The organism is Rhizobium sp. 01T437, assembly GCF_056398505.1.
Genome location: NZ_JBFTPM010000024.1, coordinates 46,800 through 70,524 on the forward strand (window position 1 = coordinate 46,800; position 23,725 = coordinate 70,524).

A 23,725-nucleotide genomic window follows, 5' to 3' on the forward strand; every position below is an offset into this window, starting at 1 on the left:
CGTATCTTCGTTCTGCTCATCGCCATAGGCCTAAGCGTATCGACCATGGTAGTCGTTCCGCCTGCCGCGGTGGCGGGCCCGTGCGACCCCGACGTGAGCCGCTGCTAACAAGGAAATCCGGATCCACCGGCACTGACTGGTTCCGCTTGAGAACCTGCGAACGCCACGATTTCTGGAGGGGCGGATGGATAATCCTTGGCCGGCGGATATCCCCTGGTCGCTGTGGAAGTACCAGGGCCTGAGCCTCAGCGACATGCCGCAGCTTCCCATGATGGGCGTCAGGTTCGATCCGTCTTTCCTGTACGCCTTCGCCTTCGGCTGCCTTTTCGTGGTCTTCTTCTCTTGGCCGCGGTTCAAGGCCAAGGGGAGGAACATCAACGCCACATCGGAAGCGCTGCGCGATTTCGATCCCACTGACCTCGGCGGTCAGAATTCGCTGCACAGGGCCTATTTCATCTATGCCGGCGCGATGCTCATCCTCTATGTGTCGCTCACCTTTTTCGGCAAGCTGATCTTCCAGGCAACGCAGATGATCCCCGTTGCCGGCATCTCCGTCGATATTGCCGAACTGAAATTCGACAGCCCGCAATGGCCGCTGACCCTTGCCTTTGCCTTCGCGGGGCTGGCGGATCTGCTGCCGCCGGTGCGCATTGCCGAGGAGTGGCTGCGCAACCGCGCCTACCGGGCGGCCGGCATCCCGGTGCGGATCGAACAGACCACACGCAGCCTCATCACCACGCTGGAGGAACCGCCGGCCCACCCCGTCGGCGAGGTCGAGGAACATTGGCGCAACAAGTGCAAGGGCGCGCTTGCCGAGATGCTGCAGCGCCACCGCAGGAACTGGAAGGCCCAGATTGAAGCAAATCCGCGCGTCAAGCGGCTCTTGGAAAACCGGACCTCCCGAAAGAGGGAGCTGTTTGGCCTCCTGTCAGAACTGGAACTGTTGATCGCCTGGGCGAAGACTACCCGCGGCAGCTGGCCGGGCGCGGAAGTTTCAGCCCGCGTGCGGGAGGCGGAAAACAAGTTCGTTGATCGGGCAGATACGTTGCTGAACGGCTTTCAGAGCAGGTTGCAGGAAGTCGCGGATCCCACGGCCGCCGATCCCGCCAATCCTGATCGTCATGCCATTGAAACCCGGTTTGACGATTACCTGTCGCAGACCATGAAGCAGGCGACCGACGTTCGTTTCGAACTGGTGACGCTGCTTGCGATCTTCCTCGAGCGCGATCCGGATTTTCGCGGGCCTGACAAGGCGCCCGAGCCCGGCCAGGCTCACGCGATCGATGCGCTTGCCGATCTGCTGCTGGAAACGGACCGGCCGGATGCCGTCGGCAGCGGTCCGGAAGCGGGGCTTCTGCTCTCGCTCATTCCGGTTTTCATCCTGTTTGCCGCCAGTGCCTGGCAGGGCGTGCAGGAGCTTGTCGGCCAATATGTGGAAACGACGAATCTCGCCGGCGTGCTGCTGACCGCACTTCTTGAAACACTAAAGATCGCGTCGCTGACCTGGCTGCCGCTTCTGGCGGCATTTTCACTGCGTCAATACCGGTGGGACACGAAGGATTGGGTGGGCGCCCAGCAGGATCGGGAATATAGAAGCTCCTCGCGCCTGTCGCAGATGATGGGCTGCCTTGCGCTTGCGCTTGCCGCATCGGCAATCGGACTGACCGGCGTTGCGATGCTGCGCGCCTTCGCCGTGGCGCAGAACGCGAATTATTTCAATGCCCTGCTGGTCGGCGGATCGAGCCCCTTCATTCTCTATTATCCCACACTTGCCGTTACCGTTCTTCCCATGGTGCCGATATGCCTGGCGGCAGCCGATGCGCGGGCTCATGACAGGCCCGTGCTTGGTCATGCCTTGCTCTGCGCTGCCTCGGTGCTGGTGCTGTCCATCGCCCATAGCTGGTTCTGGGATCCGCGCTGGCCGGACGCGTGTTTCAAGATGACGACGATTGCGACCGCCGAATGCAGCCGGCGGTCGGACACGCTCAGTCGTCTGATCCTGACGGTTCTGGCCTTCCTGGCAAGCTGGAACCTCGGCCAGCCCGGCTTCAGCCGGACGCGCCGGCAGATCGACCGGAGGAGGGTGGAGCTCGCCTGCGCCGTCCTTATGGCCGCCAGTTTTGCGCTCAGCACACCTGTCTTCGCCAGGGAGGTCCGCGTCGGCTTCCGCGACGATGTCGAGCCGTTTTCGTATCTCGTCGATGACGGGCACGGAAAGCCCCACCATATCGGCTACCTGGCCGATCTATGCCACGAGATATTTTCGGGCGGGGAATACACGATCGAGGAAGTGTCGGTCACGGCCGCCGAGCGCTTCAAGCTTGTGAACGGGGAGGCGGTCGGGGACAAGAAACCCGTCGAGGTTCTCTGCGATACGGTGACGATGCGCTTTGCGGGGTCGTCGCTCAGCGCCAATGGCGATGCGAGCGATAGTGCGGGTGGTCGGTCCGAGCGCAACTGGAACAGTATCTACTCGCCCATCGTCTTTGCGTCCGGCGTCTCCTATCTCGACCGTTCCTCGCGGGATGCGACGACGCGCAGCGGCGATGTCGCGATCGGTTATGTCTCGGCGACGACCGCCGCCGATGTCGCCCTGAAGAGCTGCCAGGTCGACCTTTTCAAGGCGCTTGCGCCGACCCAGCGAAAGGCGATCTATGAGCGATGCCGTTTTCTCGATGCGGCAGCTGCGGTGAAGCGCAAGATCGAGATGCTTCCCGACAATCCCGCGCTGCGTGCTTCCGCCGAGGCGTCGCTTGAGAAAGCGCTGCAGAGCGCCAGGCTTCTCGCGAGCCTCCGCATCCAGTCGACGGCAGAGGCCGCAACGTTTCTCCCCCTGCCGTCCCAGGAGATGGCGCGGAATTTATTGGATACGATGGAGAAGGTCTGTCCCCCCGTGCCGAAGAAGGAGGGCGAGCAGGCAGACCTGCCGACCGCCATGTGTGATGCGGCACAGGCGCTGAAGGCCGATCCGACCAAGCTGGAAACCGCCGTTACCGATCCCCTGTGTCCGTCATCCAAGCCTGCTGAAAAGAAGGCGGTCAGGGAGGAGGACAAGGACAAGAAGTCCTGGCGTGAATATCATTTCTGCCCCATGGAGGATTATGGGCAGCTCATCCAGTGGTTCTGCACGCCGAACCCCGGAGTGCGGCCGATCTTCATGGGCGATCGGGAGCTTATCCTCGGCAAGCTCGGCAGCTGGAACGCCAGGAATGCGCCATGCGTCGTGGAGCAGCCGACCGGCGCCGAATATCTGACCTATGAGCCCTATGCCCTGCTGGTCAACATAAGCGATCCGGCGCTGGTGCAATTCGTGCAGACGCGCGTCTACCAGATCTTTTCCCACCGCTCGACGGCAACGGCGCTCTTTGCCTCCTATTTCCCCGACCGTAGCATGTCTCCCGCGCTCGCCTACCTTTTCCTTCTGAACGCGGTCGATCCGGAGCAGGGCTATCTCGTCCCCTGCGGCGCGCCCAAAAAGGCGCAGAGCGACGGAACAGGCCCACCTTCAGCGGTGTCCCGCCTGGCCGGCGACATCAGGTCCTGCGCAGGCGAGGCGGCCAAACAGAAGCCCGGTCCTGCCGCGGCGGGAGCCTGGCTGGCGACTGCGGGCGACCGGGCTCGGTCGATGCTGTCTTCAGTGCTGCGCGCCTCGGGGATCGTGGAGTAACTGGCCTTGCCATGGCGTTGATGCGGTTCAAGGCTGCGTTGAGACCTCGATAGGGCGAGAGCCGCCCGTTCCGCGGTCTCAGCTCCCTTGATCTGTCCGGCCGATCGTGCCGATGCCGGCGAGGATCAGGTCGATGCCGGCGAGGAATTGCTCGCGGTCGTCATGGTCGCTGAGCTTCGTCGCCAGATGATGCACGAAGGGATACCGCGCTGGGTCGAGCTCGGTCCAGCTTGCGGCAATAGTGCCGAGGGCGGCCGTCCTGTCCGTGCCTTGCGGCAGCAGGCGGGCATTGGCGGCATTCTGTCCGGCAACGCCGAGGATGTAATTGACGAGCGCCGATCCGGCATTAAACAGCGCCTCCTCGGGAACGCCGAGCGCCTGCAGCCTTCCGCCGATCGCTTCGAAGATCTCCAGCATCGCCGCCTGCCACGGCTCGCGAAAAAGATGGGTGCCGACCCAGGGGTGGGCGTCGATGGCGTCAAACAGGCCGAGGGCAAAGGTGCGGATCGCCTGGCCCGGCTCGGCATCATCAGCGACATCGGTCAGGACGCGGCCGATGATGGCGTCGGTGGCGGCGGTCAGCAATTCGTTCTTGTCGGCGACATGCCAGTAGATCGCCCCGCTGCCCGTCGAGAGACGCGCCGCAAGCGCGCGGAAGGTCAGGGCATTTTCGCCCTCGGCATCGAGGATACCGATCGCCGCTTCGACGATCCTTTCCTTCGAGAGGGCGTCGGTGCGCCGCTCGCTTTTCCGGGTTCTGGCCCGCTGAGCCTTGATTTGCTGAGTCCTGATTTGCCGAATCTTGATTTTCATGGGCCTCATCTTGACATGGATGGAACGACGTTCCAATTACTATCTATGGAACGTCGTTCCAATCATCTTCGGAAAGGAAGACAATGACTGTAACAGTCACGATCGTCGGGGCAGGCCTCGGCGGCCTCACGCTTGCCCGCGTCCTCGCCGTCAACGGCATAAAGGCCACGATCTACGAGGCGGAGCCTTCGGCCGAGGCACGCACACAGGGCGGCCAGCTCGATATTCACCCGCATAACGGCCAGCGGGCGCTGGAGGCTGCCGGCCTCACCGAGGCGTTCCGCGCCATCATCCATCACGGCGCCCAGGCCGCTCGCGCGCTCGACCAGCATGGTACGGTGCTGCTGGAGAAGGCCGATGATGGTACGCTCTCGCGCCCGGAAGTATTGCGCGGTGATCTGCGGCGCATCCTCATCAGCTCCCTGCCTGCGGGCATGATCCAGTGGGGCAAGAAACTCACGGGTGTTGCGGCGCTTGGCGCCGGCCGGCATGAACTGCGCTTTGCGGACGGAACCAGCGTCGTCAGCGATCTGCTTGTCGGGGCCGATGGCGCGTGGTCGAAGGTGCGGCCGCTGCTTTCGGATGCCAAGCCCGCCTATATCGGCACGGCCTTTGTCGAGGCCTATCTCTATGATGCCGATATCCGCCACACGGCCGCGGCGGAGGTGGTCGGCCGCGGCGCGATGTTTGCGCTTTCGCCGGGCAAGGGCATCGTCGCCCATCGCGAGGCGGGCGGCGTGCTGCACGCCTATATCCAGATGAACCGCTCGCCCGAGTGGATCGCCGGCATCGACTTTTCCGATGCCACCGCTGCAAAGGCCAGGATCGCCGTGGAGTTCGAAGGCTGGGCGCCGGCGCTCACCGCACTGATCACCGAAAGCGATACGGCGCTCGCCCCGCGCCTGATCCATGCGCTGCCGGATGCGCACCGGTGGCCGCGTCTACCTGGCGTGACGCTTATCGGCGACGCCGCCCATCTGATGGCGCCATCGGGCGAGGGGGCAAACCTTGCAATGTTCGACGGCGCGGAGCTCGCAAAGGCAATCGCCGCGCAGCCCGACAATATCGAAGCAGCGCTTGCCGCCTATGAAGAGCCGATGTTTACCCGCAGCGCCACGGAGGCGGAAGGCGCCCGCTTTATCCTGGATCTCTGCGTCGGCGATCGCGCGCCCTATGGGCTGGTTGATTTCTTCACCGGCAAGCTCGGGCAGGGATGAGGCGCTAGAGTCTTTCCGTTCTTCTCCGAATCACGGAAATTCTCTAACTCTTTGTTTTCACGCAATTCCGGACGCAAAACCGCTGCGCACTTTTGCTGGAATTGCTCTAGGCGGCCGTCACCATTTGTAACTCACTCGGCCGGACGTATCCGACGTGTGCGTGCGCACCTTTCCCCGCGGCAGCTTGCTGCTTTGCCCAACCGACCTCTGCTGCACCGATTTGGCCGGACACTTGGCTGCGTGGCCGGCGGCGTTCCTGCAGGCTGCCGCAGAGGCGGGATTGGCGGAGGTCATGGCGATGGTGATCGCTGCAAGCAGGATGGTACGAAGCATCGGCATTCTCCCAGTTTATTGCAACCGAACGGAGATTAAATTTGCAGATGCTGGTGTCAAGCGATCCTGGCACTCGACGCCTATGCGCAGCGGCCGCCTTGCCGAATAGGTCGGCTAAGCCTCGATCTTGCCGGCCGGGGTTCCTTCCGTACCGCGTCCGCACTCTTTCCGGCGAAGCGATGACCCTGTAAACTGGCCGAACGTGTGCCAGACCATCTCACCCGGAGGCTCGCTATGGCCGAGGTCTTGTTGTTCCACCACGCACAGGGGCTGACCCCGGGCGTGCGCGCCTTCGCCGACGACATCAGGGCCGCCGGCCACATCGTGCACACGCCTGACCTCTTCGACGGACGCACGTTCCAGAGCATCGATCAGGGTCTCGCCTATATCGGTGAGACCGGATTTGACGACATGCGGGAGCGCGGCGTCCGCTTCGCCGACGAACTGCCCTCGGGGATCGTCTATGCCGGGTTCTCGTTCGGCGTGCTGCCGGCGCAGAAGCTCGCGCAGACACGGCCAGGAGCCCGCGGAGCCCTGCTTTTCTACTCCTGCCTGCCGATCAGCGGCACGTGGGCCTTCGGACCCTGGCCGGACGGCGTCCCGGTCCAGATTCACGGTATGGATAACGACCCGGTCTTCGTCGGCGAGGGCGATATCGACGCCGCCCGCGAGATCGTCGAGAAGGTCGAGGACGCGGAGCTTTTCCTGTATCCCGGCGACCAGCACTACTTCGCCGACAGCTCGCTCCCATCCTATGACGCGGATGCAACCGCGCTGCTCACTATCCGGGTGCTCGCGTTCCTCAATCGCGTTTGATCCATGCCGGCGCCCCGGCGATTGACCTGCCAAGGCGAAGATGTAGCCTGCGCCCATGCACAACGCGCTGATCGAATATGCCGATCTCATTTCGCTGCTGACGGCCGTCGGCACCTTCGTCGCGATCGTCGCCGGCGTCGTCGAACTCATCAAGGCGCGACGCGCCCATGTGAAGGAGAAGGAGCAGGAGTTCAACAGCTCGTACCTCACGATCAGCGATGCCTATCACCGGCTGCTCGAACTCTCCGTCGAACATCCCCACCTCGGCATCTTCCCCTGGCAGGAAGAACCCGCCGACCTCTCACCCGACGACCTCGTCAGGCGCGACATTTTCTACGAGATGATGATCTCGATCTTCGAGCGCGCCTATCTGGAGCGGCACAAGACGCCCGAGATAACGGAGCATTTCTGGCCCGGCTGGGAGACGTTTCTCAAGCGGCAGATCGAGAAGCCGTCGTTCCGGAAATATTGGGGGATTTTCGATGGGGAGGGGGCGTTCGGGGCGTATGATGCGCGGTTCGAGGCGTTTGCGCGAGGGCTGGATGGCGGGCAGGCGGGTGATCAGAGTCGAGGATGAGGGTTGGATCAGATATCCGGATGAGGCGCCGTCAATCTCAACTTCCTTGATTCCTGTACCCTCGCGCTGACACAAGGGATGTCACAGGATTCATGACATAAATCCACTGTCAGCTACTGTGCCATTCCCGCGCAGGTCAAGTTGCATACCAGTGAAACTCCCCGGCAGGATAGCCCGAATGATGGTATCCTCAAGATAAAATCTACCAAAACGGCTTAGCCCAATTCTTGCAATCATCAGGGGTGGTGCAGGCATTATTGTCGCGATAAGATCAACCCGATCTACCGGTGGGCCGAACCTGTAACCTCGACTTGGAACTTGTTGAAGGCCCAACGTATTATTTAGGCGTTGTTCTACCGATCGAGGAATAGAAATGTCTTCAGAGTCCACGCGTCTCACATCCGAGGCAATGACACTATCGGCCGCTGCCGTTTTAAACTCGCTCATCTCCGTGCTTGGCAACAAGGGCCTGCTCTCTCCCGAAGAAGAGCGGGAAGTCTATCGCGCCGCCGCCGAGATGATCGACGAAGCCTCCGGCGACGACGAGGATGGAACCTACGAGCTGGCGCGTGAACTGATCGAACTCAGGCTTGCCGACACCTAGGGCAAGTCCGTTTTTCTCCTGATCACGGAAATGCTCTATTCCTCCTGATCATGCGAGCGCTTCAGCAGTCGAAGCATTGCATGGTGAAAGACGGCGCGCTCCTCGGCCTTCCAGTCATCAGTCAGTTGCTCGAACACCTCTTCCTGCCAATGGTGGGCGTCGACGAGCAGTCGCCGGCCCGCCCTGGTGACAGCGACCACGCGTTGGCGGGCATCGCGAGGAGATGGGTTCACTTCCAGATATCCGGCTTCCACGGCATCCCTGACGAGACGGGAAGCGCCACTTTGATCGATGCCGATTTCGTGGGCCACGGAATTGATCGTCGCAGGCGCCCGCTTCGAAAGGGAGCCGATCGCCTCGGTGACGAGGACGTACCTGCCGTTCTGCTCCGTCGAGCGGCTCGCAGAGGTGCTCGAGCGGCGGGACCAGTGCCGGATGAACTCGAACAGGGTCTGTCCGGGACCGCCGGTCTCATGCTGCGAAGGGTCTTCGTCCGGGTCCCTCATTCGCTGGCGGCCATCTCGCGGCAGATGAATGCGAGTTCCAGCGCCGAGCCCAGATCGGGCAATCTCAGCGCTGCCGATACTTTGGTGCCGGTGACGCGAAAGACCGTCGCAACGCGCGTCGGCCCCGGGCTTTCCGGCCATGACGCATCCTGTTCGACCACCATCAGGCGATCGCTGACCGGATGCCAGGATCGCGCCACGAGTTTGATCCCCGACCTTTCCACCCAGCCGGCGAAGTCGGCGGGCGAGATGGGGCCGGCACCCTTCGGGCCCAGCACGACGATCGGGTCGCTCACTGCGGCTGCAGCCTGCGTCGGATCGCCGGCGTTCACCGCTTCGTGCCACCGGTTGATTGCGGATTCGAGTTTTGTTTCCATCCGGTAAATATATGCGATTCGCATACATATTGCCAGATGCCGTTTGATCGCGCCGCCCGCACGACGGATTTCATCCGCATTCCTGAAACCGATTGCGATTTAAAACCGGTCGAGTTATCCTGCAGCTGATTGCATGACGCAACCAGAATGGCGCCGGCGCGGCGCTCCGGGAGGAGGAAGAGGACATGGCCAAGCTTGTTTACGGAAAGAACGTGTCACTGGACGGCTACATCGACCATCAGGCGTTTGCGCCCGGTCCCGTGCTCTTCCGTCACTTCATCGAGAGCGTACGGGGCGCGGCAGCCATCGTTTACGGTCGCCGCATGTACGAGATCATGCGTTATTGGGATGACGACCACGCTGAGTGGGACGAGGCGGCACGCGATTTCGCGGCGGCGTGGCGGGGCCAGCAGAAGTGGGTCGTATCGCGCTCGCTGAGGTCGGTCGGCCCCAATGCCACGCTTGTCGGGGAGGGGCTCGAAACGGTCCTACGCGGGTTGAAGGCCCGGCTCGTCGGGGAGATCGGCATTGGCGGATCAGTCCTGGCGCGAAGCCTGACCGACCTTGGGCTCATCGATGAATATCAGCTCTACTTCCACCCCGTCGTGCTCGGTCAGGGCACGCCATTCTTCACCGCCCCGCGGCCGCGGCTCCGCCTTGTGGCCAGCGATCGTATCGACGAGGACGTGATCAGGCTGACCTACGTTCCGGCCTGAGGGTAGGCGCGCGCTGATAAAAGCGGTGATTGCTCGCCTCGACACGCCCGGCGTGCGTCAGCCTGTCCGAAAATGTACCGCACAAGCTGTGTTTTTGCGCGCATTCCGCTAACTTTTCGTTGAAAAATTCATGTGTAGGATGCATTCTGAAATGCCTCTCCATCGCCGTGGTTGTGCTTCATGCGGCAGGCGGAGGGCGAAAGGCTCGGTTTTCCGGAGGGGCGATGAAGAGCTTTGGCGAGGTGCTGGCGGGCTATCAGGGCCTTGCTCCAGGTTTCAATTTCCTGCGCCTTGCGCTGGCGCTTACCATCGTTTTCTATCATGCCGTCACCGCTGGCGGTTATTGGGATGCCGGTACCGGCCCTATCCTGTGGTTCTTCGAATACAGTCTGGTGCCGATGTTTTTCGCCTTGAGCGGCTTCCTGATCACGGCCAGCGCCCAGCGGCTCGACCTTGCAAATTTCCTGCTCAATCGCTCGCTGCGCATCGTTCCCGCGCTCGCGGTCGATATCCTGATCTGCGCCTTCATCATCGGGCCGGCCGTCACCACGCTGCCGCTTGGCGAATACTTCACTGACGCGGGCTTCTTCGCCTATCTCATGAACATCGTCGGCGCGATCCATATCGAACTGCCCGGCGTCTTCACCGGCAATCCGACCTCGCAGGTCAACGGGGCGCTCTGGACCATTCCCTGGGAGATCAACTGCTACACGATCATGTCGGTCATGCTGATCACGGGCGTGGTGCGGCGGCCGGCGGCGACTTTCCTGCTGCTTGCGGCTTACGTCTTTACCGGCCTTGCAGTCGAGCATTTCATGCCCGCCGGGGCTCAGGACGGTTCGACCCTTCATGCGCTGTTCGTCAGCCGCGGCGCCCAGCTCGTCACGGCCTTCCTGTGCGGCATCCTTGCCTATCAGCTGCGCGACCGGATCCCGATGAGCAGGATGGCGCTTTATGCCTGCATCGCCATTGCGCTGACCGCGATGATCGTGCTCGACGCGAGGGCCACCCACAGCGTCGCCAACCGGCTGATCCTGATTCCGGTTCTCACCTACATCACCATCCATGCCGGCCTGTCGCGCCTGCCGCTGCCGAAAATTCTCGAGCGCGGCGATTATTCCTACGGCGTCTATCTTTACCATGTGCCGTTCATCCAGCTCGCGATCTTCCTGGCGCCGTCGGTCTTCGTCGGTACGATCCCCGGCGTCGTCATGCTGACGGCGGTAACGGTCGTCGTCGTTCTTTGCGTTGCCGCCGTCTCCTGGCACGTCATCGAAAAGCCGGTCCTGTCGCTGCGGCGCTTTGCGCTGGCGGGCAGGGTGACTGGTGCCGGGGAAGGCCGGGCGGCGATGGCGCCGGTTGCTGCCGTGGAAGGGGCGGGTCGGTAACGGCGGCCACGCAGCACACCAGAAGATGAAAGGCCGTGTCAGACAACAGCGAGAAATCGGAATTTTGACACCAAGTTCCGGAATTTTTGGGAATGGTTTTGAAGCGCCTTCGAAGGGTGTTTGAGAACCCTTTCCTTCCTCATTGACATTTGACATTGAGTACCCTGAATTCTTCGCCCTGGTGTGGGCGGCTCACCCGTTAGTTCTAAGAGGAAACTGCTCAATGAAGGTGATTGGTGTTGCTGTGGCTATTGCATCGCTGGTTGCACTGAGCAGTTGTTATGGGGAGACTTTCGACAGCGTCACAATGCGCCGTGCCTCCGATGGAGCAATTGCTCGTTGTTCAAGCGGTACATATCCAGTTCCGGTAAGCATTTTCGAGCGGACAAGAGCCCCCCTCTCAGTGTGACCCGTTGCGTCGCCGCGTGTGAGAGAATGGGCTTTGTCGTTGTTGAAAGTTTCCCTCGTTCCGATCTCGTTATTAAGACCAATGAGGTTGATGGAGTTTCTGAAGCCGAGTGCTCAGTGAGGCAGTGAGAGTTTACGAGCGCTTGCGTTTCGCTTCAGGCTGTCCTCGAAGTTCCGCGATCCGCGACATCGGATGATCCAAGGTGCCCAGCCACGAGCGTAGATCTTCCGCCGGTACCATGCTCTCCTGGTGGCAAACAGACACGATCCCGCGCTCCCAAAACCCGAATTTCCTCTCAACCTCCACAGGTAAACCTGCTGCCATGCCAGTCGGGCATGCCTAGGGGTCATCATATGGGCGTAGGGGGCACCACCCGCATACCCCTGATTGCTGTCGTACGGTCCCGCGCGAAAGCTGCCAGAATGCATCTCTTGAAATACTGCTTCATGGGGCCGGTTGAGGGGCAGGTCCAGGAGGCGGGTGGACGGGAAGGGGGATGCCGCTTATGCGGAGAATTCGCGTTAGTAACCTTGAGTACCTGAGTACATTTGGTGGAGCGTTGAGTATCAGTCGTGCATCCTCAGCCTGGAGCGCAGTGCTGGGAACCGCGACGGTTGTGTGTTCCACGAGTACCGATGGTTCCCTAAGCTTTGCCAGTCAGGGCAGCTTCACCACTCCTCCGGACGGCTCCGCCGTCCCGTCCTCCTTCACAGGTACGTCTTCTTTTATCGGCAATATCATGCAGCCTGCCGCGCTGATCTCATCGAGCAGCGTGCAGACTGCCTCGATACCGCCGACGGCGATATCAGCGCCTGCAGGCGACGGCGGCGCGCAGGACACGTCCACCAAGACGGCGTCGGTTGCGACTGTGTTGCAGACACCGACCACGTCGTCGGAGCGCACCGTGCTCGGCCCGGATCCGTACCAGGAGGCTGCGACGCTGCCTGCCGCACCCACGCTGACGGGTGTTACCAGCGATGCCGGCACGGCGAGCCCCACCGCGTCGCCGGCCGATCCTGCCGCCGGTTCCGGCACGGCGTCATTGCGCCTTCAGACCTCGATAGCCTCCATCTCGGTGCAGCCGAGCGAGAGCGTTTCCGCCGAAACCCCCGTAGGCTCGGTGGCGCTAGCAGCGCCGGCGGCTGCAGCAGCAGCTGCGCCGACGCTCAACAAGATCGCGCTCGAAAACATGAAGCAGGGCAACCCCATCAGCGAATGGGGTATCGAGGGCGACGGCAACGGCACCATCCAGGGCTTTGCCACCGAAATCAGCACCAATATCGGCGGGACGGTCGATTTCAAGATCGCCACGGATTCCACCCATTATCGCATCGATATCTACCGCATGGGCTATTACGGCGGGGCCGGCGCGCGCAAGGTGGACTCGATCGAGAAATCGCTGACCACGGCGCAGATCCAGCCGCATCCGATCGTCGACATGTCGCTCGGTCTCATCGATTGCGGCAACTGGTCGGTATCGGCCAGCTGGCAGATCCCGACCGATTTCGTTTCGGGCGTCTATTTCGCCAAGCTGGTGCGCGAGGACGGCACCGAGGATGCCAGCATCATCCCCTTCGTCGTGCGCGACGACGCCTCGACCAGCAATATCGTCTTCCAGACCTCGGACACGACATGGCAGGCCTATAATGCCTGGGGTGGCGCCAGCCTCTATTACGGCGAAGTGCCTGTTGATCCCGCCAACATGATCGGCTACCTGCCGCCGAACTGCAGTTGCGGCCTGCAGGCTATCGGCCGTGCCTCGGCCGTCAGCTACAACCGCCCGATCATCACCAATACGAGCCCGATCGGCGGCTCGCACGATTACATCTTCGGCGTCGAATCCTCTGCCATCTCGTGGCTGGAGCAGAACGGCTACGACGTTTCCTATATTTCCGGCGTCGATGCGACGCGCAACGGCGCGCTGCTGCTCAATCATGATGCCTATCTCTCTGTCGGCCATGACGAATACTGGTCTGCCGAGCAGCGCGCCAATGTCGAGGCGGCCCGCGATGCGGGCGTCAATCTCGCCTTCTGGAGCGGCAACGAGTGCTACTGGAAGGTTCGCTGGGAAAGCAGCATCGACGGCAGCGGCCAGGCCTACCGCACCATGGTCTGCTACAAGGAGACCTGGGGCACGAGCTCGGATCCGAGCGGTGTCGGCACCGGCACTTGGCGCGATCCGCGCTATGCCGATCCGGGGCAGAAGCCGGAGAATGCGCTGACGGGCACGATGTTCCAGGTGGACAGCTACCGCCAGGATACGATCTCCATCCCCTACGACTATTCGAACCTGCGCTTCTGGCGCAACACCGCTGTCTCAGAGCTGAATGAAGGCGATACCTACAATCTGGTGCAGAACCTGCTCGGCTACGAGTGGGATTCCGATGTCGAGAACGGCTTCCGGCCGGATGGACTGGTCAACCTGTCGCTCTCGTCCATCTCGGTCGAAACCTATCTGCGCGATTACGGCGCGACGGTCGGTTCGGCCGTCGCCACCCACAGCCTCACCATGTACCGGGCCGCAAGCGGCGCGCTCGTCTTCGGCGCCGGCACCGTCTTCTGGTCCTGGGGGCTCAGCGACAACCACCAGGGCCCTGTTACCTCGACCGATCGCAACGTCCAGCAGGCGATGGTCAACATGTTCGCCGACATGGGCATCCAGCCGACCACGCTCGATGCGAGCCTGATCCTCGCGACCCAATCGACCGACACGCTGAAGCCGACCTCGTCGATCTCGTCGCCCATTATCGGGGCAAGCTTCCTCGAAGGCCAGCACGTGACGATCACGGGCACGGCGCAGGATTTCGGCGGCGGCATCATTGCCGGCGTGGAAGTCTCCACCGATGGCGGCCAGCACTGGTTCAAGGCCACCGGCCGGGAGAGCTGGAGCTACAACTGGGTCGTCCAGGCAAGCGGCAGCTACACCGTCATGTCGCGCGCCGTCGATGACAGCGTCAATCTGGAGGCGCCATCGGCCGGCAAGCAGGTCACCGTCACGCTGCCGGGCACGCAGGGCCTGTGGACGCTTGCGGAAAAGCCGGCGACCGAAGTGGCGATCGATCGCGATCCGGTCGAGCTCGGCCTGCGCTTCCAGGCAACGACGGCAGGTTCCGTGCAGGGCATCCGCTTCTACAAGGGCTTCTATAATATCGGCGAGCATGTCGTCAGCCTCTGGTCCAGCGACGGAACGCTGCTGGCAACGGGCGTATCGACGGGTGAATCGCTTTCCGGCTGGCAGACGGTGATGTTCTCCTCGCCGATCCAGATTGCGGCCGGCACGACCTATGTGGCCTCCTATCACAGCAACGGCTTCTACTCCGTCACCGACAATTATTTCGGTAGCGGCAGCACCTATGCCAGCGGCGCGCTGAAGGCCGTCGATGGCGGCGGGGCCTATGCCTATAGCGACAATGCCGGCACATTCCCGGGCTTGAGCCCCGGCGGGTCCAACTATTGGGTGGACGTGGTCTTCGATGCCGGACCCAACAGCGTGCCAGTTGCCGGCGACGACAGCGGCCTGACGATTTCGCGCAACGGGACGCTGACGATCTCCATCGCCACACTTCTGGCAAACGATACGGATGCCAATGGCGATGCGATGACGATCAGCGCCGTCGGCAATGCGCTCAACGGCACTGTTACCCTCAACAAGCAGAACGGCACTGTCATCTTCACGCCGGCTGCCAATTATTCCGGTCCGGCAAGCTTCAGCTATACGCTGTCGGATGGACGCGGCGGCACCGATCAGGCCAATGTCAGCCTCACCGTCGATCCGGGTCCGGCTGGCCAGTCGCTGTTTGCCGCCAATGAAGGGCCGACGGGCGGCAGCATCCAGGAAAATTCGCCGCTGGAACTCGGCATGAAATTCACGGCCTCGGTCAGCGGCACAATCACCGGCATCCGCTTCTACAAGGCTGCCGGCGATACCGGGCCGCATACCGGCTCGATCTGGTCGGCGAGCGGCACTCTGCTTGCGACGATCAGCTTTGCGGATGAATCGGCCTCCGGCTGGCAGACCGCGGCATTCTCCAACCCGCTGCAAATCACGGCGGGCACAACCTATGTCGCCTCCTACCACACGACCGGCAGCTATGTGGCGACATCGGGCTATTTCAACTCGGCCCATACGAACGGCGCGCTGACGGGCCTTGCAGGCGCTAACGGCGTCTATTCCTACGGATCGGGCACGACATTCCCGACTTCCAGCTACCAGTCGTCGAACTACTGGGTGGATGTCGTCTTCAACCAGTCGACGACCAACACGGCGCCGGTCGCTGCCAATGACAATGGCTATACGACCTATTCCAACACCGCGCTTTCGATTGCCGCAGCAAGCCTGCTTGCAAACGACCATGATGCCGATGGCGATCCGCTCAGCATCACCGGCGCCAATGGTGCAGTCAACGGCACGGTGACGTTCAACAGCCAGACGAATAGCGTCATCTTCACACCAAACTCGGGCTATACGGGCGTCGCAAGCTTCACCTATTCGATTGCGGATGGGCATGGCGGCACCTCGTCGGCAACCGTCAGCCTGACCGTCAATTCGCAGCCCGGCGGCGGCACGACATCAAGCCTGTTCACCAGCGCCGACACGTCGGGGGTTACCGCGGCCAATGATGCCAACTCGGTCGAGCTCGGCGTCAAGTTCATCGCTTCCGCCAATGGCCAGATCACCGGGCTCACCTATTACAAGAGCGCCCAGGATACCGGCACGCATGTCGGCTCGCTCTGGACCGCGAGCGGCCAGTTGCTCGGCCAAGCGACCTTCATCAACGAGACGGCGAGCGGCTGGCAGACTGTTTCCTTCACGCAGCCGGTCAACATCACCGCCGGCACCACCTATGTGGCGAGCTATCATTCCAACGGCTTCTATTCGGCAACCGCGAACTACTTCACGACAGACTATACGAGCGGTGCGCTGACGGCGCCGGCAAGTTCGGTCAGCGGCGGCAACGGCGTCTATGCCTATGGCACGGGCAGTCTGTTCCCGACCTCTTCCTACAATGCCAGCAATTACTGGGTCGACGTACTCTATCAGCAGGGCGCGCAGAATGCGGTTCCGGTCGCCGCCAATGACAGTGGCTTTACGACAAACACGGGAACGCCTGTTACCATCCAGGCCTCGGCGCTGCTGGCAAACGATACCGATGCCGATGGCGATCCCCTGTCGATCACCGGCGTCAGCGGTGCAGTCAACGGCTCGGTCGCCTATAACGCCCAGGCCCAGACGGTGACCTTCACGCCGACCGCTGGCTATTCGGGCCCGGCGAGCTTCAGCTACGCCATTGCCGACGGCAAGGGCGGCACGGCGACGGCCAATGTTGCGCTTACCGTCAACAACCCGGCTGCAGGGCCGGAGCAGAACCTCTTTGCCGCCAACGCGACGCCCTCGGTCGTCTCGGTCAACGACAATCAGGCGGTCAATCTCGGCATGAAATTCCAGGCGGATACCGCAGGCTGGATCACCGGCATCCGTTTCTACAAGGGGGCCGACAATACAAGCCCACACAACGGCTATCTCTGGACGGCTTCGGGCACTCTGCTCGGCAGCGTTACCTTCAACAACGAGACGGCCAGCGGCTGGCAGACCGCGCAGCTTACCCAGCAGGTCGCGATCCAGGCGGATACGACCTACGTCGTTTCCTACTCGACCAATGGCAACTACTCGGCATCCGGCAACTACTTCGGCAGCGACGTGACGAACGGCGACCTGAAGGCGCTTGCCGGCAATAACGGCGTCTATGCCTACGGATCGGGCGGGCTGTTCCCGACGAGCAGTTACAACAGCACAAACTACTATGTGGACGTGGCGTTCAAACCGCAGCTCGCGGCGTAAAGCCTGCGAGGATGTAAGGCCAAGCATCGTAAAGGATGATCATATCGATGATGCGTGCAGACAACAGATTGCCGGTTACGGTTCTCGCCGGGTTTCTCGGCGCCGGCAAGACGACTGTCCTCAACCATGTACTGAGTAATCGTGAGGGTCGTCGGGTTGCTGTCATCGTCAACGATATGAGCGAGGTCAACATCGATGCGGATCTCGTGCGCGAGGGGGGTGCAGACCTCTCGCGCACGGACGAGACGCTGGTGGAGCTCACCAATGGATGCATCTGTTGCACGCTCCGCGATGATCTCCTCAGCGAGGTCCGGCGGCTCGCCGCTGTGGGCCGTTTCGATTATCTGCTGATCGAGGGCACCGGCATTGCCGAGCCGCTGCCGGTCGCAGCCACCTTCTCCTTCCGCAACGAGAGCGGCGCGGCTCTCTGCGACGTGGCAAGGCTCGACACGATGGTCTGCGTCGTCGATGCGGTCAATCTTCTCGCCGATTACCGGAGCGCCGAGTTCCTGGCCGATCGTGGCGAAAGGCGTGACGGGGACGATGAGCGCAAGCTCGTCGAACTCCTCGTTGAGCAGATCGAATTTTCCGACGTCGTCATCATCAACAAGGCAGGCGACGTGCCGCCCGCAATGCTCGCCGAGGTTCGCCAGGTCGTGGCGGCGCTCAATCCGGATGCCCGCGTCATCGAGGCGGTCTTCGGCCAGGTGCCGCTCGGCGCGATCATGGATACCGGCCTCTTCAGCGAGGCAAAGGCTGCTCGCCATCCGCTCTGGCACAAGGAGCTCTTCGGCTGGGGCGACCATGTGCCGGAGACCGAGGAATACGGCATTGCAAGTTTCGTCTATCGCAACCGCCGGCCCTTCGATCCCGCGCGGCTCAGCGATTTCCTCGACAGGAAATGGCCGGGCCTCATTCGCGCAAAGGGCCATTTCTGGCTGGCGACAAGGCCTGATGAGATCGGCCTGCTGTCCATTGCCGGCACCCAATGCCGCATCGATACCAGGGGTTTCTGGTGGGCCTCCGTGCCGAGGGCGCAATGGCCGCGTTATCCGCAGTTCCGCCAGCTGATCGACAGGCACTGGGACGATGTCTGGGGCGACCGCCGCCAGGAGCTCGTCTTCATCGGTTCCGGCTTCGACAGGCACGCCATCTGCAGTGCGCTCGACGATTGCCTGGCCGGGGCGGAGACGGGTTTCGACCCGGAGATCGCCACAGGGCTTCGGGATCCGTTTCCGCCCTGGCAGCACGCACATATCCATGCGCATTCAAAGAGTTAGAGCGTCCTAATGGACGTAAGACGCCCTAAGGTGAACGTGTTTTGATTATCAACCAGAGGAGAGAACAATGAGCAGCGAACTTTATGCAGACGGTATCGGCGAAATCACCATCACGGGAACGATCGTGCGCATCGACCTGATGTCGCTGTCGGCGACCGACCGCGATGCCAACAACAATCCGAAGCCGGTCTTCCGCCAGCGCATCATCATGCCGGTCGACGCCTTCGCCAATGCGGTCGATCTCATGCAGAAGGCGCTCGGCGGTCTGGTCGAGGCGGGTGCGGTTCGCCGGATCGGCGATATGTCGGCTGCCGCAGCCGCCGATATCCAGGCGGCGCAGGCCGGCGCTTCGAACGCCTCGCCGAACTTCAACTGATCAACAAATATCGCCTCGGTCTCGTATTGTTTCGGGTGGGCCATGAGTGGTTTTCTGCATACCAACCTGCATTGTCTTGCGCTCGTCGCACGTCATCACGGCGTCGATCTTTCTCCTGAGCGGTTGCAGCACGATTATGCTGTCGGCAACGATCCCGTCGCCGTGCGGCAGCTCTTGCGCATGGCAAAGGATGCGGGCCTGAGGGCCAAGCATCTTGATCTCAACTGGCGAGGCCTGTTCCAGCTCGGCGAGGCCTTCCCGGTGCTTGCCGAACTCAACAACGGCAACTGGGTGGTTATCGCCGGCGCTGTCGGGGAGGGCGAGGAGGAGAGGATCCGGGTTCTCGACCCGCTTTCCTCGCGCGCTGAAGTGATCATGCTCAGCGAAGAGCAATTCGCCAGGGCCTGGCTCGGATCGGTGATCCTGCTGAAGCGCAATTATCGCATGTCCGACGAGGACCGGCCCTTCGGCTTCCGCTGGTTCGTCCCCGAGATCATCAAGCAGCGCAGCTTCTTCCGCGATGTCGCGCTCGCCGCCTTCGTGCTTTACGGCCTGGGGCTGATGACGCCGATCTTCTTCCAGCTGGTCATCGACAAGGTGCTCGTGCACCAGAGCTATGCGACGCTGACGGTTCTGACGGTTGGTATTGCGATCGCGCTCGTCTTCGATGCGACCTTCAGCTTCCTGCGGCGCTATCTGCTGCTCTACGCCACGAACCGGATCGACATCCGCGTCGCGACCCGCACTTTCGGCCATCTGCTCAACCTGCCGATCGCGCTCTTCGAGCAGGCCTCTGCCGGCGTTCTCGTCAAGCATATGCAGCAGACGGGGCGCATCCGCGAGTTCCTGACCGGTCGCCTGTTCCTGACGCTTCTCGACGGTGTCTCGCTCTTCGTCTTCGTGCCGATCCTGCTTCTCTACAGCGTGAAGCTGACGCTCGTGGTGCTCGGTTTCGCAGCGCTTGTCGGCCTCGTGGTGATGATGCTCGTCGGGCCGTTCCAGCGCCGCCTGAAGGCGCTCTACCAGGCCGAAGGCGACCGGCAGGCATTGCTGGTGGAAACCGTGCATGGCATGCGCACCGTCAAATCGCTGGCGCTGGAGCCGCGCCAGCGCAAGGTGTGGGACGATTATTCGGCCCAGTCCATCTCCGTGCGTTTCCGCGTTGAGAAGATCTCGACGGTTGCCCAGTCGCTGACGGGACTTCTGGAAAAGCTGATGAGCGTTGCGATCATCGGCCTCGGCGCGCTTGATGTGTTCAGCGGCGCGATGACGATCGGGGCGCTGGTTGCCTTCAACATGCTCGCCGGCCGCGTCTCGGGGCCGCTCGTGCAGATCGTCACCATGGTGCATGAATATCAGGAAGTGGCTCTGTCAGTGCGCATGCTCGGCGAGATCATGAACCAGCGGCCGGAGCAGGCGGGTCGCGGGCGTGGTGTGCGGCCGCATCTGCATGGCCGCATCGAATTCGACAGGGTCAGCTTCCGCTATGCGCCTGATGCGGCGCCGGCGCTCGACAATGTCTCCTTCGCCATTCCGGCAGGCTGCGTCTTCGGCGTGGTCGGCAAGAGCGGCTCGGGCAAGACGACGATCACAAGGCTCATCCAGGGGCTCTATCAGAGCCAGGAGGGGCTGGTGCGCATGGATGGTTATGACAGCCGCGAGATCGACCTCGTGCATCTTCGAACCAGCATCGGCGTCGTGCTGCAGGATAATTTCCTGTTCCGCGGCTCGGTGCGCGACAACATTTCCGCCGCCAAGCCCGATGCCAGCATCGAGGAGATCATGGAGGTTGCCCGCATCGCCGGCGCCGAAGAGTTCATCGAGCGCCTGCCGCGCGGCTTCGACACGATGCTGGAGGAAAATGGCTCCAACCTCTCGGGTGGCCAGAAGCAGAGGCTTGCCATTGCCCGCGCGCTGATCACCGATCCGAAGCTGCTGATCTTCGATGAGGCCACAAGCGCGCTCGACCCGGACAGCGAGGCAATCATCCGCGACAACCTCAGCCGCATCGCTGCCGGCCGCACTGTTATCATCGTCTCGCACCGGCTTTCGACGCTCGTCGATGCCGATGCCATTCTCGTCATCGATCGCGGCAAGGTCGCCGATATCGGCCGGCATGATCAGCTCGTGTCGCGCTGCATGACCTACCGCCACCTCTGGGCACAGCAGATGAGGCAGGTCGCATGAACGCGCACGTCAGAAAGTCAGGCGATAACCTGCCGGTACCCTCGGACAAGGGGCCATCAGACAAGGGACCGGAGAAGGGCAGGGAGCTCACTGCCCGTCCGCCGCTGCCGCCGGCAATTGCCGAGTTCCAGTCCGACGCCGTCGAGCTCGAAGAACGCGCGCCGCCGCGCGTTGCCCGCATGACGCTCTACTGCGTGACAGCGCTGCTTGCCGCAGCGATCACCTGGGCCTCGGTCTCTTCCATCGACGAGGTGGTGATTGCGCCGGGCAAGCTCGTCACCACGCAGCCGACCATCGTCGTCCAACCGCTCGAAACCTCGATCATCCGCACGATCGACGTGAAGGCCGGCGAGGTGGTGCATGCCGGCCAGACGCTGGCGACGCTCGACGCCACCTTCAGCCAGGCCGATGTCGGACAGCTGAGGGCGAAGTTTTCCGCCCTCGACGCTCAGGTGAAACGCCTGGAGGCCGAGCTTGCCGGCGAGGATTATTCGAAGATTGCCGGCAACACGAAGGATGAGCAGCTGCAGGTGCAGCTCTTCGGCCAGCGGCGGGCCTTCTACATGGCGCAGCTGCAGAATTTCGAACAGCAGATCGCCGGCCAGTCGTCCGTGCTTGCGGCAAACCGCAATCAGGAGGCCGTGCTGAACGACCGGCGCGACAACCTCTCGCAGATCGAGGCGACGCGAAAGAAGCTCTACGACAAGGAAAGCGGCTCGCTGCTAACCATGCTCGGCTCACGCGACGCCCGCCTCGATGTCGAGGCCGATATCACCGCCGTGCGCGGCAAGGCCGACGAGGCAGTGCACGCCTATGCGAAACTGCGCGCCGACCGCCAGGCTTTCATCGAGGATTTCCGCCGCGCCGCGATGGAGCAGCTGGTGGACCTGCGCGGCCAGCGCGACATGGCGGGCGAAGAGCAGAAGAAGATGGAGCTGCGCCGCAACATGGTGGCGCTGACCGCACCCGCCGATGCCGTCGTGCTCGATCTCGCCCAGCGCTCGGTCGGTTCCGTCGTGCGCGAGGCCGAGCCTGTCGTGACGCTGGTGCCGATCAACGTGCCGCTCGAAGCCGAAGTCTCGATCAACACCCGCGATATCGGCCGCGTGGCCGTCGGCAAGGAAGCCCGCATCAAGCTCGACGCCTATCCCTTCCAGAAATACGGCACGGCAACAGGCGAAGTTCGAACGATCAGCGAGGACACTTTCCTCACCGGCCAACCGGAACAGACCGCCACCCCGAGCCAGCCATCCGCCCCCTTCTTCAAGGCGCGCATTCTGCTTGCGGATACAAGGCTGAATGCTGCCGGAGCGCCGGTAAGATTGCTGCCGGGCATGACCGTGTCGACGGAAATCAAGGTGGGTAACCGCACGGTGATCTCCTATTTCCTCTACCCGCTGCTGCGCGGGCTGGATGATGCGATACGCGAGCCGAATTGAGGGGGGTCGCAGGCGAGGTGTAGGCGAGGGGCCACCTACACGAGCCAGGGGGATGGGGGCGCGCCCTACGGTGCCGCCCCCAAACCTGTTTGATGCCACGGGCATGCCGACGCCAGCTCTCGGAGCGACTTGCGAGAAAGCCGCCATCCCGGTTCAGAAAAGCTCGTCCAGCATCAGGTGGAATTGTAGCTTGCCTTGGTCGGGGCTGGGCACCCCGTATCGCGCGAGGAACCTGCCTTGGAGATCGCCCTCGAACTCTCCGAGGCAGTTCCAAAGTATGGCAAGGTCCTGATAGCGATCCGCGATACCAACGCGTCCTACATCGATGCAGCCGACTATCTTACCGTCCACCATCAAGAGGTTGTCGAGCGAAAAGTCCCCGTGGGTTACGACCGGATCGGGTGCGATCGGCAGCAGCTTGTGCATGGCGTGCCAGACCTGTTCGGCCGTCCAGCCTTCCCGCTCCTCATCGAAATCGTCTTCCTCCACCAAGCCAGAATCGATTCGCTTTCGCGCGAGGCTGAGCCTGTAGACATGATCGCTATTGAACGGACAGTCGCGAATTGGAATCGCGTGGAGACGTCGAAGAAAGTCCGCCAGCGCATCGACGACGGCCATGCTGTCTTCCGGCCGTTCTTCCAGCACCTGATAGGCCGTTTTCCCTGGCAGTGCGGTCATGAGCAGCCATGCTTCGCCAGGGGTGATGACGAAGTGCTCGATTGCCGGTACCGCTATGTGCTTCGCCAACCAACGCAGCCTGGCCATCTCGTCCACCAGATCGCCAGCTACGGCGCCCCGGCCGTGCTTCAGGAAAAGATCGGGGACTTCGGACTTGCCGTAGAGCCGATAGACGGCGGCGCCGGACTCGCCGACATTGTTCCGCGCCCACTCATACCCCGTCAGCTCGACAGACACTCTTGCCGGCACGGGTATGACCGCACAGCTCTCTTCGCGATCTACATTCATCAACTTGTGTTCCCGTCCGCTGATATCACTTGATAACGGCGGACAAGAAGTCCGCAAAGGGGTCGAAGAACGAACCCGCTGCGCGGGAGGGCGTCTGCGGTTGAGGTAGAGGGCGCGGGCTGGAGATTGCGCCTGGATTGAACGTCGTCCGGCAAGGGCAGAGCATGACGAGCTTCTTCAACAAAGGAGCATGATCATGCAGTCCCCCGATCTCG

The 23,725-nt window shown here is 62.3% G+C and carries 18 protein-coding genes; 12 read left to right on the forward strand and 6 right to left on the reverse strand.

Annotation, left to right across the window (positions count from 1 at the left end; translation table 11 throughout):
* The first annotated feature begins 184 nt into the window (after positions 1 to 184).
* Positions 185 to 3,667 (forward strand): type 2 periplasmic-binding domain-containing protein, encoded by a 3,483-nt coding sequence (locus AC1DM5_RS31435; RefSeq protein ID WP_477823519.1) that lies wholly within the window; start codon positions 185 to 187, stop codon positions 3,665 to 3,667.
* 78 nt (positions 3,668 to 3,745) lie between these two features.
* Here the strand turns inward: AC1DM5_RS31435 and AC1DM5_RS31440 are convergent, their stop codons facing one another.
* Positions 3,746 to 4,480, reverse strand: a complete 735-nt coding sequence (locus AC1DM5_RS31440; protein WP_477823520.1) for a TetR/AcrR family transcriptional regulator — start codon at positions 4,478 to 4,480, stop codon at positions 3,746 to 3,748.
* An 83-nt stretch (positions 4,481 to 4,563) separates the two neighbouring features.
* On the opposite strand from AC1DM5_RS31440, the gene AC1DM5_RS31445 reads away from it, so the two are divergent.
* Entirely contained in the window at positions 4,564 to 5,697 is a 1,134-nt protein-coding gene (locus AC1DM5_RS31445; protein ID WP_477823521.1) for an FAD-dependent oxidoreductase, read from the forward strand.
* Between the two features lie 117 nt (positions 5,698 to 5,814).
* Here the strand turns inward: AC1DM5_RS31445 and AC1DM5_RS31450 are convergent, their stop codons facing one another.
* Positions 5,815 to 6,030 carry a hypothetical protein gene (locus tag AC1DM5_RS31450; protein ID WP_477823522.1) on the reverse strand — a complete coding sequence of 72 codons (216 nt, stop codon included), beginning with the start codon at positions 6,028 to 6,030 and terminating at the stop codon, positions 5,815 to 5,817.
* Between the two features lie 234 nt (positions 6,031 to 6,264).
* On the opposite strand from AC1DM5_RS31450, the gene AC1DM5_RS31455 reads away from it, so the two are divergent.
* The 3 genes from AC1DM5_RS31455 to AC1DM5_RS31465 all read left to right on the forward strand — a co-directional run bounded on the left by AC1DM5_RS31455 (position 6,265) and on the right by AC1DM5_RS31465 (position 8,027).
* The gene (locus tag AC1DM5_RS31455; protein WP_477823523.1) at positions 6,265 to 6,846 is read left to right on the forward strand and encodes a dienelactone hydrolase family protein; all 582 of its coding nucleotides are present in this window, start codon (positions 6,265 to 6,267) and stop codon (positions 6,844 to 6,846) included.
* A gap of 55 nt (positions 6,847 to 6,901) precedes the next feature.
* Positions 6,902 to 7,423 carry a hypothetical protein gene (locus AC1DM5_RS31460; protein ID WP_477823524.1) on the forward strand — a complete coding sequence of 174 codons (522 nt, stop codon included), beginning with the start codon at positions 6,902 to 6,904 and terminating at the stop codon, positions 7,421 to 7,423.
* Between the two features lie 373 nt (positions 7,424 to 7,796).
* Positions 7,797 to 8,027 carry a hypothetical protein gene (locus AC1DM5_RS31465; RefSeq protein WP_477823525.1) on the forward strand — a complete coding sequence of 77 codons (231 nt, stop codon included), beginning with the start codon at positions 7,797 to 7,799 and terminating at the stop codon, positions 8,025 to 8,027.
* Positions 8,028 to 8,062: 35 nt separating this feature from the next.
* Here the strand turns inward: AC1DM5_RS31465 and AC1DM5_RS31470 are convergent, their stop codons facing one another.
* On the reverse strand, positions 8,063 to 8,533 hold the full coding sequence (locus AC1DM5_RS31470; protein WP_477823526.1) for a MarR family winged helix-turn-helix transcriptional regulator: 471 nt from the start codon (positions 8,531 to 8,533) through the stop codon (positions 8,063 to 8,065).
* Complete coding sequence (locus tag AC1DM5_RS31475) at positions 8,530 to 8,934, reverse strand: hypothetical protein (RefSeq protein WP_477823527.1); 405 nt, start codon at positions 8,932 to 8,934, stop codon at positions 8,530 to 8,532. The genes AC1DM5_RS31470 and AC1DM5_RS31475 overlap by 4 nt, the downstream gene beginning before the upstream one ends.
* A 161-nt stretch (positions 8,935 to 9,095) precedes the next feature.
* Between AC1DM5_RS31475 and AC1DM5_RS31480 the strand changes: the two genes are divergently transcribed.
* The 7 genes from AC1DM5_RS31480 (at position 9,096) to AC1DM5_RS31510 (ending at position 22,544) form a co-directional block, all read left to right on the forward strand.
* Complete coding sequence (locus AC1DM5_RS31480) at positions 9,096 to 9,626, forward strand: dihydrofolate reductase family protein (RefSeq protein WP_477823528.1); 531 nt, start codon at positions 9,096 to 9,098, stop codon at positions 9,624 to 9,626.
* Between the two features lie 224 nt (positions 9,627 to 9,850).
* Entirely contained in the window at positions 9,851 to 11,014 is a 1,164-nt protein-coding gene (locus AC1DM5_RS31485) for an acyltransferase family protein (RefSeq protein ID WP_477823529.1), read from the forward strand.
* 905 nt (positions 11,015 to 11,919) lie between these two features.
* Positions 11,920 to 17,262, forward strand: coding sequence for a DUF4082 domain-containing protein (locus AC1DM5_RS31490; protein ID WP_477823530.1), 5,343 nt, complete (start codon positions 11,920 to 11,922; stop codon positions 17,260 to 17,262).
* 47 nt (positions 17,263 to 17,309) lie between these two features.
* Complete coding sequence (locus AC1DM5_RS31495) at positions 17,310 to 18,542, forward strand: GTP-binding protein (protein ID WP_477976549.1); 1,233 nt, start codon at positions 17,310 to 17,312, stop codon at positions 18,540 to 18,542.
* A 67-nt stretch (positions 18,543 to 18,609) separates the two neighbouring features.
* Positions 18,610 to 18,918 (forward strand): hypothetical protein, encoded by a 309-nt coding sequence (locus tag AC1DM5_RS31500; RefSeq protein WP_220336956.1) that lies wholly within the window; start codon positions 18,610 to 18,612, stop codon positions 18,916 to 18,918.
* Positions 18,919 to 18,960: 42 nt separating this feature from the next.
* Positions 18,961 to 21,105: a peptidase domain-containing ABC transporter gene (locus AC1DM5_RS31505; protein WP_477823532.1), complete on the forward strand. Its 2,145-nt coding sequence runs from the start codon at positions 18,961 to 18,963 to the stop codon at positions 21,103 to 21,105.
* Positions 21,102 to 22,544, forward strand: a complete 1,443-nt coding sequence (locus AC1DM5_RS31510; protein WP_477823533.1) for an HlyD family type I secretion periplasmic adaptor subunit — start codon at positions 21,102 to 21,104, stop codon at positions 22,542 to 22,544. The genes AC1DM5_RS31505 and AC1DM5_RS31510 overlap by 4 nt, the downstream gene beginning before the upstream one ends.
* A gap of 153 nt (positions 22,545 to 22,697) precedes the next feature.
* On the opposite strand, the gene AC1DM5_RS31515 is transcribed toward AC1DM5_RS31510, so the two are convergent.
* Together AC1DM5_RS31515 and AC1DM5_RS31520 are read right to left on the reverse strand one after the other, a co-directional pair.
* Positions 22,698 to 23,513, reverse strand: a complete 816-nt coding sequence (locus AC1DM5_RS31515; protein ID WP_477823534.1) for an APH(3')-I family aminoglycoside O-phosphotransferase — start codon at positions 23,511 to 23,513, stop codon at positions 22,698 to 22,700.
* A gap of 22 nt (positions 23,514 to 23,535) precedes the next feature.
* Positions 23,536 to 23,725 (reverse strand): hypothetical protein (locus AC1DM5_RS31520; protein ID WP_477976551.1); only part of this gene is annotated, 190 nt, incomplete at its 5' end.